Origin of the sequence: Streptomyces sp. C1-1 (genome assembly GCF_050214755.1) — a bacterium.
Taxonomy (GTDB): Bacteria; Actinomycetota; Actinomycetes; order Streptomycetales; family Streptomycetaceae; genus Streptomyces.
In genome coordinates, this window is the sequence record NZ_CP189826.1 from 2,635,451 (window position 1) to 2,649,620 (window position 14,170).

Sequence of the window (14,170 nt, forward strand, 5' to 3'; positions counted from 1 at the left end):
GGTGCGGGATTTGGGAAGGTGCTGCGGCCGCACGACCCGGGGGACGGCCCGAGACGAACGAACTGGTTGCTCCGGGCGGCACGTCGGAATGTGACGTTCCCGCACCGCCCGGAGGGACTTGCCTACGCCGTGCCGGTGAGGTGTTCGGGCCGTACCGGCGTCCTGTTCAGCTCCAGCCCCGTCGCGTTCCGGATCGCCGCGAGGACGGCCGGGGTGGACGACAGGGTGGGAGCCTCGCCGACGCCGCGCAGCCCGTACGGGGCGTGGTCGTCGGCGAGTTCGAGCACGTCGACGGGGATGGTCGGCGTGTCGAGGATGGTGGGGATCAGGTAGTCCGTGAAGGAGGGGTTCCTGACCTTCGCCGTCTTCGGGTCGACGATGATCTCCTCCATCACCGCGACACCGAGACCCTGGGTGGTGCCGCCCTGGATCTGGCCGATGACGGACAGGGGGTTGAGCGCCTTGCCGACGTCCTGGGCGCAGGCCAGCTCGATCACCTTGACCAGCCCGAGCTCGGTGTCGACCTCGACGACGGCGCGGTGCGCGGCGAACGAGTACTGGACGTGGCCGTTGCCCTGGCCGGTGCGCAGGTCGAAGGGCTCGGTCGGGCGGTGCCGCCACTCCTCCTCCAGCTCGACGACCTCGTCCTCCAGGACGTCCACCAGGTCGGCGAGGACCTCGCCGCCGTCGGTGACGACCTTGCCGCCCTCCAGCAGCAGTTCGGCGGTCGCCCACGCGGGGTGGTACGTGCCGAACTTGCGGCGCCCGATCTCCAGCACCCGCTCGCGCACCAGCTCGCAGGCGTTCTTCACGGCGCCACCGGTGACGTAGGTCTGCCGGGAGGCCGAGGTCGAGCCGGCGCTGCCGACCTGGGTGTCGGCCGGGTGGATGGTGACCTGGGCGACGCCCAGTTCGCTGCGGGCGATCTGCGCGTGGACGGTGACACCGCCCTGGCCGACCTCCGCCATCGCGGTGTGCACGGTCGCGACCGGCTCGCCGCCGACGACCTCCATGCGGACCTTGGCGGTGGAGTAGTCGTCGAAGCCCTCGGAGAAGCCGACGTTCTTGATGCCGACCGCGTAGCCGACCCCGCGCACGACGCCTTCGCCGTGGGTGGTGTTGGACAGACCGCCCGGCAGCTGCCGTACGTCCGCGCCCTCGCTGGACTCCCACTGGCGCTCCGGCGGCATGGGCATCGCCTTGACGCGGCGCAGGAGTTCGGCGACGGGGGCCGGGGAGTCGACCGGCTGCCCGGTCGGCATGATCGTGCCCTGCTCCATGGCGTTCAGCCGCCGGAACTCGACGGGGTCCATGCCCAGTTCCTTCGCCAGCTTGTCCATCTGCGCCTCGTAGGCGAAGCACGCCTGGACCGCGCCGAAGCCGCGCATGGCGCCGCAGGGCGGGTTGTTGGTGTAGAGGGCGATGGCCTCGATGTCGACGTCGTCGACGACGTACGGGCCGACCGAGAGCGAGGAGGCGTTGCCGACGACCGCCGGGGAGGCGGAGGCGTAGGCGCCGCCGTCCAGGACGATCCGGCACTTCAGGTGGGTCAGCTTGCCGTCGCGCGTGGCCCCGTGCTCGTAGTAGAGCTTGGCCGGGTGGCGGTGGACGTGCCCGAAGAAGGACTCGAAACGGTTGTAGACGATCTTGACCGGCTTGCCCGTGCGCAGGGCCAGCAGACAGGCGTGGATCTGCATCGACAGGTCCTCGCGGCCGCCGAAGGCGCCGCCGACACCGGACAGCGTCATCCGCACCTTGTCCTCGGGCAGGCCGAGCACCGGCGCCATCTGGCGCAGGTCGGAGTGGAGCCACTGGGTGGCGATGTAGAGGTGGACGCCGCCGTCCTCCTCCGGCACCGCGAGGCCGGACTCGGGGCCGAGGAAGGCCTGGTCCTGCATGCCGAAGGTGTACTCGCCCTCGACGATCACGTCCGCCCGCCGGCGGGCCGCCGCCACGTCGCCGCGCACGATCGGCTGACGGTGGACGATGTTCGGGTGCGGGACGTGCCCGGCGTGGTGGTCGTCGCGGCCCTCGTGGACGAGGATCGCGTCGGGCGCGGTCGCCGAGGCCTCGTCGGTGATGACGGGCAGTTCGCGGTAGTCGACCCTGATCTTGGCGGCGGCGCGGCGGGCGGTCTCCGGGTGGTCGGCGGCGACGAGCGCGACCGGTTCGCCGTGGTGGCGTACCTTGCCGTGCGCGAGGACCGGGGTGTCCTGGATCTCCAGGCCGTAGTTCCTCACCTCGGTCGGCAGGTCGTCGTAGGTGAGGACCGCGTAGACGCCCGGGGTGGCGAGCGCCTCCGCGGTGTCGATGGAGACGATCTCGGCGTGCGCGACCGTGGAGCGCAGGATCTGCCCCCAGAGCATGTCCTCGTGCCACATGTCGGAGGAGTACGCGAACTCGCCGGTGACCTTGAGGGTGCCGTCCGGGCGGAGCGTGGACTCGCCGATGCCGCCCTTGGTCTGCGAACCCTGGGTGATCTTGCTGGGAGCGCCGTTGGTGGGCACGGTCAGACCGCCTCTCCCTGCCGGGCGGCCGCCAGGCGGACCGCGTCCATGATCTTCTCGTAGCCCGTGCAGCGGCACAGGTTGCCCGACAGCGCCTCGCGGATGTCCGCGTCGGTCGGGTTCGGGTTGTGCTCCAGCATCTCGTCGGCCGCGACCAGCAGGCCCGGCGTGCAGAAGCCGCACTGGACGGCGCCCGCGTCGATGAACGCCTGCTGGATGGGGGCCAGCTCGGTGCCCTCACCGGTCTGCGAGTCGGTGCCCTTGGCCTGCCAGCCCTTGGCCTCGTCCAGCGAGGTGCCGCACGAGGAACCGCAGGACCGCTGCCTGGCGTGGTCCGCGAGCCCCTCGACGGTCACCACGTCCCGGCCCTCGACCTGTCCGGCCGCGACCAGGCACGAGCAGACCAGCACGCCGTCCAGGCGGACCGTGCAGGAGCCGCACTCGCCCTGCTCGCAGGCGTTCTTGGAGCCGGGAAGGCCCAGACGCTCGCGCAGCACGTACAGCAGGGACTCGCCCTCCCACACGTCGTCGGCCTCCTGCGGGCGTCCGTTGACGGTGAAGTTGACGCGCATCACGCAGCTCCCTCGGTGGTGCGGCGGGCGCCGCGGTACGACTCCCAGGTCCAGGTCAGGGTGCGGCGGGCCATGACGCCGACCGCGTGGCGGCGGTAGCTCGCGGTGCCGCGGACGTCGTCGATCGGGTTGCAGGCGCCGGAGCACAGCTCCGCGAACTGCTTGGCGACCGACGGGGTGATGATCTTTCCGTTGTCCCAGAAGCCGCCCTCTTCGAGCGCCGCGTTCAGGAACTCCTCCGCGGCCTTCGCCCGGACGGGGGTGGGCGCCGCGGAACCGATGCCCGTACGGACGGTGCGGGTCTCGGGGTGCAGGGCGAGACCGAAGGCGCACACGGCGATCACCATCGCGTTGCGCGTACCGACCTTGGAGTACTGCTGCGGGCCGTCGGCCTTCTTGATGTGCACGCTCTTGATGAGCTCGTCGGCGGCCAGCGCGTTCCGCTTCACCCCGGTGTAGAACTCGTCGACCGGGATCAGGCGGGTGCCGCGCACCGACTCGACCTCGACCTCGGCGCCGGCCGCCAGCAGGGCGGGGTGGGCGTCGCCGGCCGGGGAGGCGGTGCCGAGGTTGCCGCCGACGCCGCCGCGGTTGCGGATCTGCGGGGAGGCCACGGTGTGCGAGGCGAGGGCGAGACCCGGCAGCTCGGCGCGCAGGTTCTCCATGATCTTCGTGTACGGGACGGAGGCCCCGAGGCGCACCGTGTCCTCGCCGACCTCCCACTCGGTGAGGTCGGTGACGCGGTTCAGGTCGAGCAGGTACTCGGGCCGCCGATGGTCGAAGTTGATCTCGACCATCACATCGGTGCCGCCCGCAATGGGCACAGCGGTGGGGTGCTCGGCCTTGGCGGCGAGCGCCTCCTCCCAGCTGGCGGGGCGAAGGAAGTCCATGACCGGCTCTCTTCTTCGTCTCGTTGATGGTACGGATTTGAGCCACTTCCGGTGCGGCGGGACCGGCTCGTTCATGTGCTGTTCACGCGGAGTGGGGTCAGTACACAGCTCCGTACTCCACGGGGGTCAGTCACGGAAACCATGAAGGAGTTGGCTGGCCAGGGCGGGCATCTTGTAGATTCGTATGAACGGAGGCACTCAGTTACCTCCCTGTTTTCCTGTAGAAACGCAGGAGACAGCCCGGCGACCGAAGGGTGCGGCTCCCGCGCCGTCCGCCGGACTTCTCTCCCCGGCCACCCTCTGGATTCATCGTAGATTTCGAGACATAGAACGGCGGCGACGAGAATGCGGCTGCGCGCACTTGTGGACACCGATGCGCTGGGCCTGAGGCTGCTCGGTGGCGAGGACGAGCTGGACCGCACCGTACGGGGCGTCATGACCACCGACCTGCGGGACCCGAGCCGCTATCTGTCCGGCGGCGAGCTGGTGCTCACGGGGCTGGCCTGGCGGCGCGACGCCGACGACTCGGAGCCTTTCGTACGAATCCTGGTGCAGGCCGGCGTGGCCGCCCTGGCAGCCGGTGAGGCGGAGCTGGGGGACGTCCCGGAAGACCTGGTCGTGGCCTGCGCCCGCAACCGGCTGCCGCTGTTCGCGGTGCACGAGTCGGTGGCGTTCGCGACGATCACCGAGCATGTGGTGCGGCAGGTCAGCGGTGAACGCGCCGGGGACCTCGCTGCCGTGGTCGACCGGCACCGCCGGATGATGACCTCAGGTCCGGCCGGCGGCGGGCCGGACGTGGTCCTGGACCTCCTCGGCTCCGACCTGGACCTCAGAGCCTGGGTGCTGTCCTCCACCGGCCGGCTCATCGCGGGCTCCAAGGTGGCCGGGCCCGCCCTGCCCGCCGACGTCTGCGCCGAGCTGGCCGCCGAGCACCTCGCCGCCACCCGCACCGGCCGCCGCGGACCGCACCGGCTCAGCGTCGGCCAGGCGACGTACTCGCTCTTCCCCATCCGCAGCAGCGGCCGCTCCCCGCAGGGCGCCCGGGACGTCCGGGAGACCGTCCTGTCGGACTGGCTGCTGGCCGTCGAGGCGGACGCGGGCGACTGGCCCGCCGAGCGCCTCGACCTCCTGCAGGGCGTCACCCAGCTGATCTCCGTCGAGCGCGACCGCCGGGACGCCGCCCGCACGGTCCGGCGCCGCCTCGCCCAGGAGGTGCTGGAGCTGGTCCAGACGGGCGCCGCGCCCGCCGAGATCGCCGCCCGCCTCCGGGTGGCCGCCCCGGTCCTGCTGCCCGGTCTCGGGGCCGCCCCGCACTGGCAGGTGGTCGTGGCCCGCGTCGACTGGCGGGACACCGGGGTCGAGGCCGGCCCGGTCGCCCAGGCACTGCTGGAGGAGATCCTGGTCGACCCGCTGGCGACGGGCCCGGAGCCCTCCGACCGGATCGCCGTCGCGCACACCGGCGACGAGGCCGTCGCCCTCGTACCGCTCCCGGCGGTCTCCACCGAGCACGACGGCTCGGAGACCGGGATCCTCGCCGACGCGCTCCTGCAGTCCGTACGGGAGCCGCTGTCGGCCGGTCTCGACGACGACGGGCAGGTCACGCTCGGCGTGAGCGCGGCCGTGCACTCGGCGGAGGGACTGCGCGGGGCTCTGGAGGAGGCCCGGCACGCGCGCAGGGTCGCCGCCGCGCGGCCGGGGCGGGTGTGCGCGGCGGGGCACCAGGAGCTGGCCTCGCACGTGCTGCTGCTCCCCTTCGTGCCGGACGACGTGCGGCGGGCGTTCACCGCGCGCCTGCTGGACCCGCTGCGCGACTACGACACCCGGCACCGCGCCGAACTGATCCCCACCCTGGAGGCCTTCCTGGACTGCGACGGCTCCTGGACGCGGTGTGCGACCCGGCTGCACCTGCACGTCAACACGCTGCGCTACCGGGTCGGGCGGATCGAGCAGTTGACGGGCCGCGACCTGTCCCGACTGGAGGACAAGCTCGATTTCTTCCTGGCGTTGCGCATGAGCTGAGGCCCTCCGGCGGGCGTCGCGGATGGCACCAAGTGCCGCGCGGGTCCCACGACTTTGTGAAATCCTTCACCCAGCCCCTTGGCCGGGCCCCCGGATCCGTGCTGAGATGCGGCCACCAACCAAGGCTCGATGGCGTGCTCGGGGAGGGCAACGTGGCGCATACCGCCATGTCTGGTACCGGAACGACCGCAGGTGACGATCCCCTCCAGACCGCGGTATGGCGGCTGCGTTCACGGGCCTGCTGGGTCGACGCGGCCGCACTGCTGGAGCCGGTCACCGCCGGCTCCGCGCTGCAGAGAGCGGCGCTGCTCGTGGAGAAGTGCCTGTACACGGAGCAGGGCTGGGAGGCGGCCGAGGACGCGCTCCGTACGGCCGAGGCCCTCGCCCACACCGACGACGAGCGCGGCGCGGCCGCTTGTGAACGCGGGTACTTGGCGTACGCGGCGACGCTGCACTCCGTGCGCGACCGGGCCGACGAGGCGCGGGCCGCGCTCGGGCGGGCGGCGGCGCTGATCGCGCCGGGCGCGGCGGGGCGGCCGCTGCTGGACTTCCGGCGCGGTCTGGTCGCCGAGAACCTGACCGGCTCCCCACAGGCGGCGCGGGCCGCGTACCGCCGTGCGCACGCGGGCGCCACCGCCCACTCCGACCCGCTGCTGCTGTCCTTCACCTGGCGCCATCTCGCGTGTCTCGCCCTGCGGGAGGGCGAGTTGGCCGAGGCCCGGCACGGGTTCGCCGAGTCGCTGCGCATCCGGGAGGAGCTCGGCTACCTCGTCGGTACGGCGCCCGCCCTGGCGTCGCTGGCGGACGCGGAGGCGGAGCCGGAGGCGTCGCGACTGCGGGAGGAGGCCCGCCGCCTGTTCCGTCTGCTGGGCGGCGTACCCACCTGGCTGTCACGCCAACTGGCACCACAGACACCGGGCGCGGCCTGAGGCAAGGCTGCCTTGGCCTAGAGGTCACTGAGAGGAAGCTGAGAGGAAGCTGTGCCAGTGTGGCGCGCCCAACCCCCTCATAGGAGCGCCTCGATGAGCCTCGTCAATGGCTTGCCCGCACATGTCCTTTTGGTGCACTTCGTCGTCGTCCTCGTGCCACTGACCGCGATCGCGGTCGTGGCGAGTGCCGTGTGGCCGGCGGTCGCGCGCCGCATGGGCGTGGCCCTGCCGGTGCTCGCGCTGGTCACCCTGGCGAGCGTGCCGCTGACCACGAGCGCCGGTGAGTGGCTGGAGGAGCACGTCGGCAGCAACGCCCTGGTACGGCGGCACGCGGAACTCGGCGACGGGCTGCTGCCCTGGGCACTGGGCCTGTTCGTACTGGCGGCGGCGGTGTGGTGGACGACCCGGCGGACGACGTCCGAGCAGACGGGCAACCGGTCGGCGTCGGTCGTGCGGATCGCGGCCGCGGTGCTGTCGGTCGTCGTGGCGGCGGGAGCGGTCGTGGACGTGTACCGCATCGGTGACTCGGGCGCGAAGGCCGCCTGGCACGACGGCTACTCGAAGACCGCCAGCGGATCGGGCGACGGGGACGACTGATCCCCGGCGCCGCGGAACGGGAAGTGCGGGGGTTCCGGTCAGTGGGAACTCCCGCACGGACCATGTCGGTTCAGTGCGGGTGGGCCGCCCCCGCGAAGTGCTCGCCCACCAGCGCCCCCACCATGTCCAGGTCCCGGGCGATCAGCGCGTCGAGCAGCGCAATGTGCTCCGCCGCGTCGGCCACCAGGTCGGCGCGCCCGCGCGACGCCGGAGCCCCCACCAGGGGCCACTGCGCACGGCGGTGCAGGTCGTCGGCGATGCGGACGAGCTGTTCGTTGCCGGACAGGGCCAGCATCGCCCGGTGAAAGGTGCGGTCCGACTCTCCGTACGTCGCCCGGCAGCCCGAGGACGCGGCGCGGACCGTCGCCTCGGCGAGCGGGCGCAGCTCCGCCCAGCGTTCCACCGGGACCGTCCGGGCCAGGCGCAGCATCACGGGCACCTCGATCAGCGCCCGCACCTCGGCCAGTTCGGCCAGTTCACGGGTTCCGCGCTCCACCACCCGGAAGCCGCGGTTGGGCACCACCTCGACCGCGCCCTCCAGGGCCAGCTGCTGCATGGCCTCGCGCACCGGTGTCGCGGAGACGCCGAAGCGCTCGCCCAGGGCCGGCCCCGAGTACACCTCGCCGGGGCGCAGCTCGCCCGTCACCAGCGCCGTGCGCAGCGCGGTGAGGATCTGCCCGCGCACCGAGGCCCGCTGGACGGGACGCGGTGCGGTGATCGGCTGCTCACTGTGCGTGTGCTCGCCGCGCGTGCCCCCGCCCGCGGCGATGCCCCGTTCCCGGTCGACGTCGGCAGCGGCCGGCTGCGGCGGCACCCTGGGCACGTCCGTGCCGGCCTGCGGGGTCCCCGTCCACGCCGAGCCCTGTGCGCTCTGCCTCACGGGTCCTCCTCCGGACGTGTCGGTACTTGGGGTCATTACGGCGGGTTGTTACTCGTCCGTCAAGCACCATAAGCGCACAAGCCGTCAGTTCAAATCCCGAATACCCCGGATAAGGCAAGGCTTGCCTTGCCGACGGCCCGCCCTCGAGGGGCTCCGCCCCAGGCGAGGCACGCCGGGCCACCTGCCGCGGACCCGACGGCCAAGCCATCACGAGTGAACGTCAGTTGGGGCCCCCGGAGGCGCAACCTCCGCGCCGGTCCCGTAAGATCGCCGCGACGAGACCGCCCCTTCGGTTACAGGTGATTCACAACTTCCTCACTTGTCGCAGGAACTTTCCGAAGAACCATCCGTACGGGTAGTCTTATTCGAACTCAACTCCCGCCCCTCAAGCGGCAGTTCGAGCAGAACGCCGCCCTGGGCATCCCCTTGCACTTCCTTGGCGGCCTCTTGCCCCGAAACCCCCTGAGGGGCGGTGGGATTGGGCCACTATGGCGGGCGTTACGCCCTATCCCAATGCAAGGGACCCCTAGATGAGACTGACCGACATATCGCTGAACTGGCTGCTTCCGGGCGCCGTACTGCTCCTGGGCATGCTGGCGGCGGTGGCGGTGCTCGCGCGCAGCAAGCGGTCCGGCGGGGAGCACGCGAAGGACGACTCGTGGGAGCGCAGCGAGGAGCGCCGCAGGCGTAAGGAAGCCCTGTACGCCACCGCCTCCTATGTTCTGCTGTTCTGCTGTGCCGCGGTCGCCGCGGCGCTCTCCTTCCACGGCCTCGTCGGCTTCGGCCAGCAGAACCTCGGCCTCACCGACGGCTGGGAGTACCTGGTGCCGTTCGGCCTGGACGGCGCGGCCATGTTCTGTTCCGTGCTCGCGGTGCGCGAGGCCAGCCACGGTGACGCGGCCCTCGGCTCCCGGATACTGGTGTGGACGTTCGCGGGTGCCGCGGCCTGGTTCAACTGGGTGCACGCGCCCAGGGGTATCGACCACGCGGGCGCACCGCAGTTCTTCTCCGGCATGTCCCTGTCGGCGGCCGTCCTGTTCGACCGCGCGCTGAAGCAGACCCGCCGGGCCGCCCTGCGCGAGCAGGGTCTGGTGCCGCGTCCGCTGCCGCAGATCCGTATAGTGCGCTGGCTGCGGGCCCCCCGTGAGACCTACAGGGCCTGGTCGCTCATGCTCCTGGAGGGCGTGCGCAGCCTGGACGAGGCGGTCGAGGAGGTCCGCGAGGACAAGCGGCAGAAGGAGGAGAACCGGCTGCGCCGGCGCGAGGCGGACCGTCTGGAGCGCGCCCAGCTCAAGGCGATCAGCCGTGGCCACCGCGGGTTCGTCGGCCGTGGCCGGCCCGAGCCGCAGGCCCTGGAGCGGGCCTCCGCCCAGGCCACCGCGGAGCCTGCCATATCGGCGGCGGAGCCGCTGCCCGTACGCCAGCGTCCCTCGCTGCAGCCCGTCCGCAAGGGCGGTTCTGACCCGGTGACCGTCGATCTCACCGCGGAGGACGACACAATGGCCCTGCCGCGCCTCGACTCCCTGGAGCGCAAGCTCAAGGACCTCGAGCAGCAGTTCGGCTGAAGACGGCCGTCATGGGGAGGGGGCGTGGCCTGCGGGCCACGCCCCCTCCCCGTTCAGGCGGCCTCCGCGTCGAGTTCGAACCACACGGCCTTCCCCACTCCGTGTGCCCGCACCCCCCACGCGTCCGCGAGGGACTGCACCAGTAGCAGACCCCTGCCGTGCGTGCCGTCGTCGGCCACGGGTACCCGCAGCCGCGGCCTGCGGGCCACGAAGTCCCGTACCTCCACCCGCAGTCCATGGGATCCCACGGTGGCGATGAGCACCGCGTCCCGGTCGGTGTGGATGAGCGCGTTGGTGACGAGTTCGCTGGTGAGCAGCTCCGCTATCTCCGACCGTCCGGGCCTGCCCCAGTGCCGCAACAGCTCGCGCAGCGCCCTGCGCGCCTCCGGTACCGCCTTCAGGTCCGCCCGCCCGAGGCTCTGCCGTAGCTGCGACGGCTGCTCCGGTGCCGGGACACCGTCCGTCCTTTCCTCCACCGTCTGAGCCGAGGAGGCCCCGATCGCCATGGGACCGCCCCCTCGTGCCTGCCTCTTCATGACCCCCGCCCGCGTGCCGATGTCGGTTCCCCTCCTTGTCGAACACGTTCACGGGATCCATGCCCCATGCCACAGGCGCCAGTCATGTCGAATCATCGACGACCAGGTGTTCGGCCAAGGTTGGGGCCCGTCAGGGCGGGTGGCGGAACGTTTCGGAGGCAGGTGCCGGGACCGTCCGGGCCGCGAGGGAGCGGCCGGGCCCGACGACCGCAACCGTGTGGAAGGGCGTCCGGAACGTGCCATGAGCCAGTTCACGCGTCCCGTGCCCTGCCGGACGCGCGTGCCCGCGGCCCCGTCCGCGCGCCCCCGGGACCGGGCGACGCCGAACGCCCACGAGCCCTTCACGACCGGCCCGGCGCACGGAAAGCCCTGGTCGAACCGCTGGTTCCGGGTTCTCGGGCGACGGGCCGCGGGTCAGGCCGGAGCCCTGGTGTACGACACCGCGGGCGGCCCTCGCCTGGGTGTTCGCCCGCGCGGGTGCCGCGCCGTCGCGACGCCGCCGTCGCCTTGCGGGTGAGCGGAGGCGAACCGGTCCGTCCGCCTCCGCAGGCACCCGCCGGTACGGCCGTGCCGCACGGCTCCGCGCCTACGCGCCCCGGCGACGTCCTGACCACAGGGGATCGCCCCATCTACCGATTCCGGTCTGCCGAGCCCGCCGTACCCGGCGAAACCCTGTGGCAGGTGGTCCGGGACGAGGCGCGAACCGCCCCTCGCGCGACGCGGATCCGGGGGCCGGACCGCCGCACCCGGGAAAGTGGCCGGAATCCTCCGGTTCCCGGCCGGTGACGGACCCGGAACCGGGCGGACAGCCGGAACGGCCGTGGCCCGGAGGTCGGTCGGCCTCCGGGCCACGGCCGTTGCGGATCCTCACGGCGCGGTCGCCGCGAGCGGGGCTACTTCGCGCCGAGGGCCTTCGCGCCGATGCGGTAGATCCGGTGGGTGTCGCGGGTCATGTCGACGTACACCTTGGTGGTGCTGTTGCGGCTCCAGGTGAGGGTCACGACGGCCTCCGTGTGGTTCTTCGCGGTGCCGTTGTCGGTGACCTTCCAGGCGAGCGGGACGTTCTGGGCCCGCAGGACGCCGTCGGCGTGCTCCCGCTCCTCCCACGCGGCCAGCTGCTTCTGGAAGGCGGGCGTGAGGAAGTGGGCGCGCAGGGCCTGGCCGAGGTTGCCGCTGTCCTCGTCGATCACCGCGTCGATGTAGGTGCCGTAGAAGTCGGCGACGCGGGTGAGGTTGTCCGACGGCTTGCCGCTGACGCTGCGCGGGGCGCCGGCGGAGGCCTGGGCGGTGGCGCCGAGACCGAGGGCGACGGCGAGGACGCCGGCGGACAGGGCGGTGCGGGTCTTGCTGTTCATGTGGGTTCCCCGATTTCGAGTTGTTTCGAAGTGTGCGGTGTACGCGGTCTGTGCCGGGTGGCCGACGGGCCGCCCTCCTGACCCCCGTGGCAGGAGGGCGGCCCCGGTCGCGCGGTCAGCGGAGCTTGTCGACGGCCTTGGTCGCCGTCTTCTTGAAGGCCTTCACCGGGGCGTCCTTGAAGCCGCCCAACCGGCCCCAGTCGACGACCGTCACGGTCCGGCCGTCCCGGCCGACGGCGAGGAGACGGATGTCGGTCGCGCCCCAGGAGGTCTCCGTGTGCAGGCCGTAGACGTGGGCGCCCTCCTCCACGGGCAGGGTGCCGTAGTCCTTGAACGTGACCTTCAGGTCCGGATCGGCCTTCTCGGTCCGTGCCGCGCAGGACGCGATGTCCTTGTTCAGGCGCGCGAACCGTCCCTTCGCCGCGCCGGTGGTCGACGACTCGACGCTGACCTGGAGGGCGTGCGCGTCGAGGTCGGTGCGGAACTCCCGGTACCAGGAGCCCCGGTCGTCGTTCAGCACCTGGCCCAGGCAGCGGTCCACCTCCACCGCCTCCGGCAGGCCGGCGGTGACCTTGCCGGCCGTCCAGGACGAGGTGGTGTCCGGCGGAAGGTCGGCGGCGGCCAGGAAGCCGGGCGCCTTGGTGGCTGCGCCCGCCGGCTGGGCGAGTGCGGTGCCTGTGGCGAGGCCCGCGGCGGCGAGTGCGACGAGCACACCTGCTCGGGTGCGCTTGGGCATGGGTGTCCCCCGTGAGTGAGTGCATGGGCATGGGCTGTCGCCGCGACGCCGGATGGTCGGTCCGGCCCTGGTCGGTGCGACACCAAGAGCATCGGCCGTCACGGGAGTCCGGCGCAACGGCCGCCGCCCTTTCGACGGTGGTGGAACCATCCCATCCCATCTGACGTGCAGGTATATGAAGTACCTGGGATACGGGGACGCCACGCGACGACGGGGGAACGGTGTCGGCTGGGGACGAGGTCGAGGAGTTCGCGGCGCTGCTGCGCCGGCTGAAGGACCGCACGGACCGGAGCTACGGCTCCCTGGCCCGGCGCCTGCACATGAACACCTCCACGCTGCACCGCTACTGCGCGGGGGAGGCGGTACCGCAGGAGTACGCCCCGGTGGAGCGCCTCGCGGCGTTCTGCGAGGCGACACCGGAGGAACGCCTCGAACTGCACCGCCTGTGGCTGCGGGCCGTGGCCGCGCGCCAACGCCCACGATCGGCCGCAGCCGGCACACCGGAGGACCCGCTTGGGGCGACAGGACCGACGCCGACGGACGAGCCGCCCGCCACCGGGGAAGCCGTCGGGGCAGGCGGGCCCGCTCCCGAGCCCGCTGACGAGCACGCTGGGGGGCCGCGTTCCTGGTATCGGCGGCGGCGGGTGCTGGTGTGCGTCGGTGTGGCGTGCGCGCTGCTCGCTTCCCTGGGCACTCTGTCCGCCCTCTCGGACGACCGTTCCCCGCAGGCGCGGGCTCCGCACGGCGGCACGGAGCCCCGGACGACGGCGCCGGGCGCGCCGTGGCGCCCGGCGAAGCCGTCGGCCGGCTCCTCCCCCACCACCGCCCCGAACTCGTCCTCACCCGAGGCCGGGAAGAAGTCCACCGCTTCACCGTCCCCCAGGGGCGGTTCCGGCGGGACCGGCGGGCGGCCCACCGGACTTCCCCTCGCCTGGACCGTGGACTCCCAGGTGTGGCAGGGCGGCTGCGGTCACGACTACGTCATCGCCAAGCCGCCCGCCCAGGTGCCCCCGCCCCCGGTGCAGCAGGACGCCGGGACCTGGGCGGCGACGCAGGGCGCGGTGCACGGGCGGCAGACCCTGGTGCAGGTCTCCGTGCAGGGGCGCTCGTCGACGGCCGTCGTGCTGGAGGCCCTGCGGGTACGGATCGTCGGCCGGGGACAGCCCCTGACCGGCAACGCCTACGCGATGGACCAGGGCTGCGGCGGCGAACTCACGCCCCGCAGCTTCACCGTGAACCTCGACGCCGACCGCCCCGTCGCCCGGCCGAAGGACGGCGCCGACAGCGAACACACCATCCCCGCCGTGCACTTCCCCTACCGGGTCTCCGCGCAGGACCCCGAGGTGCTGCTCGTGGACGCGACGACGCAGGCCCACGACGCCCGCTGGTACCTCGAACTCGACTGGTCCTCACAGGGCCGCAAGGGCACGATCCGCATCGACGACCACGGCCGCCCGTTCCACACCAGCGCCATCACGGACATGCCGCGCTACTGGTACGGCACGAACGACTCCGGCGACCGCGCCTGGGTCCCGTACGAAAGCTAGGGTCTGTCGTTTGGATCAGGTCGGCCGCAGCGAACGG

At 72.4% G+C, this 14,170-nt stretch carries 12 protein-coding genes; 5 read left to right on the forward strand and 7 right to left on the reverse strand.

Annotated features, from left to right (window positions below):
- Positions 1-122 precede the first annotated feature (122 nt).
- Genes ACQF4J_RS12020 through ACQF4J_RS12030 form a run of 3 tightly spaced genes read right to left on the reverse strand, consistent with a single transcriptional unit; the run spans position 123 to position 3,969 of the window.
- The gene (locus tag ACQF4J_RS12020) at positions 123-2,507 is read right to left on the reverse strand and encodes a xanthine dehydrogenase family protein molybdopterin-binding subunit (protein ID WP_351581188.1); all 2,385 of its coding nucleotides are present in this window, start codon (positions 2,505-2,507) and stop codon (positions 123-125) included.
- Positions 2,508-2,509: 2 nt separating this feature from the next.
- A complete protein-coding gene (locus tag ACQF4J_RS12025; protein WP_351581189.1) occupies positions 2,510-3,079 on the reverse strand; it encodes a (2Fe-2S)-binding protein in 570 nt (189 codons plus the stop codon).
- A complete protein-coding gene (locus tag ACQF4J_RS12030) occupies positions 3,079-3,969 on the reverse strand; it encodes an FAD binding domain-containing protein (protein ID WP_351581191.1) in 891 nt (296 codons plus the stop codon). The genes ACQF4J_RS12025 and ACQF4J_RS12030 overlap by 1 nt, the downstream gene beginning before the upstream one ends.
- A gap of 345 nt (positions 3,970-4,314) precedes the next feature.
- On the opposite strand from ACQF4J_RS12030, the gene ACQF4J_RS12035 reads away from it, so the two are divergent.
- From ACQF4J_RS12035 to ACQF4J_RS12045, 3 genes are all read left to right on the forward strand, one after another.
- Positions 4,315-5,988, forward strand: a complete 1,674-nt coding sequence (locus ACQF4J_RS12035; RefSeq protein WP_351581193.1) for a PucR family transcriptional regulator — start codon at positions 4,315-4,317, stop codon at positions 5,986-5,988.
- Positions 5,989-6,140: 152 nt separating this feature from the next.
- Positions 6,141-6,917 carry a hypothetical protein gene (locus ACQF4J_RS12040; RefSeq protein WP_427165600.1) on the forward strand — a complete coding sequence of 259 codons (777 nt, stop codon included), beginning with the start codon at positions 6,141-6,143 and terminating at the stop codon, positions 6,915-6,917.
- Between the two features lie 93 nt (positions 6,918-7,010).
- On the forward strand, positions 7,011-7,514 hold the full coding sequence (locus ACQF4J_RS12045) for a DUF2231 domain-containing protein (RefSeq protein ID WP_351581196.1): 504 nt from the start codon (positions 7,011-7,013) through the stop codon (positions 7,512-7,514).
- A 70-nt stretch (positions 7,515-7,584) separates the two neighbouring features.
- Here ACQF4J_RS12045 and ACQF4J_RS12050 read toward each other — a convergent pair whose 3' ends face one another.
- Complete coding sequence (locus ACQF4J_RS12050) at positions 7,585-8,394, reverse strand: GntR family transcriptional regulator (protein WP_351581198.1); 810 nt, start codon at positions 8,392-8,394, stop codon at positions 7,585-7,587.
- Between the two features lie 530 nt (positions 8,395-8,924).
- Here ACQF4J_RS12050 and ACQF4J_RS12055 point away from each other — a divergent pair.
- Positions 8,925-9,959 carry a DUF2637 domain-containing protein gene (locus tag ACQF4J_RS12055; RefSeq protein ID WP_351581200.1) on the forward strand — a complete coding sequence of 345 codons (1,035 nt, stop codon included), beginning with the start codon at positions 8,925-8,927 and terminating at the stop codon, positions 9,957-9,959.
- 53 nt (positions 9,960-10,012) lie between these two features.
- Here ACQF4J_RS12055 and ACQF4J_RS12060 read toward each other — a convergent pair whose 3' ends face one another.
- The 3 genes from ACQF4J_RS12060 to ACQF4J_RS12070 form a co-directional block, all read right to left on the reverse strand.
- On the reverse strand, positions 10,013-10,465 hold the full coding sequence (locus ACQF4J_RS12060; RefSeq protein WP_351581202.1) for an ATP-binding protein: 453 nt from the start codon (positions 10,463-10,465) through the stop codon (positions 10,013-10,015).
- A gap of 923 nt (positions 10,466-11,388) precedes the next feature.
- On the reverse strand, positions 11,389-11,850 hold the full coding sequence (locus ACQF4J_RS12065) for a hypothetical protein (RefSeq protein WP_427165601.1): 462 nt from the start codon (positions 11,848-11,850) through the stop codon (positions 11,389-11,391).
- 115 nt (positions 11,851-11,965) lie between these two features.
- The gene (locus ACQF4J_RS12070; protein WP_351581206.1) at positions 11,966-12,586 is read right to left on the reverse strand and encodes a hypothetical protein; all 621 of its coding nucleotides are present in this window, start codon (positions 12,584-12,586) and stop codon (positions 11,966-11,968) included.
- A gap of 221 nt (positions 12,587-12,807) precedes the next feature.
- Here ACQF4J_RS12070 and ACQF4J_RS12075 point away from each other — a divergent pair, with 221 nt between their 5' ends.
- Positions 12,808-14,133, forward strand: a complete 1,326-nt coding sequence (locus tag ACQF4J_RS12075) for a helix-turn-helix domain-containing protein (protein WP_427165602.1) — start codon at positions 12,808-12,810, stop codon at positions 14,131-14,133.
- The last annotated feature ends 37 nt before the right edge of the window (positions 14,134-14,170 follow it).

Excerpts from the sequence above, each read along its gene's own strand:
- ACQF4J_RS12055 (WP_351581200.1), top strand. The coding sequence starts at position 8,925 with ATGAGACTGACCGACATATCGCTGAACTGGCTGCTTCCGGGCGCCGTA.
- ACQF4J_RS12030 (WP_351581191.1), bottom strand. The coding sequence starts at position 3,969 with ATGGACTTCCTTCGCCCCGCCAGCTGGGAGGAGGCGCTCGCCGCCAAG.
- ACQF4J_RS12060 (WP_351581202.1), bottom strand. The coding sequence starts at position 10,465 with ATGGCGATCGGGGCCTCCTCGGCTCAGACGGTGGAGGAAAGGACGGAC.
- ACQF4J_RS12035 (WP_351581193.1), top strand. The coding sequence starts at position 4,315 with ATGCGGCTGCGCGCACTTGTGGACACCGATGCGCTGGGCCTGAGGCTG.
- ACQF4J_RS12070 (WP_351581206.1), bottom strand. The coding sequence starts at position 12,586 with ATGCCCAAGCGCACCCGAGCAGGTGTGCTCGTCGCACTCGCCGCCGCG.
- ACQF4J_RS12065 (WP_427165601.1), bottom strand. The coding sequence starts at position 11,850 with ATGAACAGCAAGACCCGCACCGCCCTGTCCGCCGGCGTCCTCGCCGTC.
- ACQF4J_RS12045 (WP_351581196.1), top strand. The coding sequence starts at position 7,011 with ATGAGCCTCGTCAATGGCTTGCCCGCACATGTCCTTTTGGTGCACTTC.
- ACQF4J_RS12025 (WP_351581189.1), bottom strand. The coding sequence starts at position 3,079 with ATGCGCGTCAACTTCACCGTCAACGGACGCCCGCAGGAGGCCGACGAC.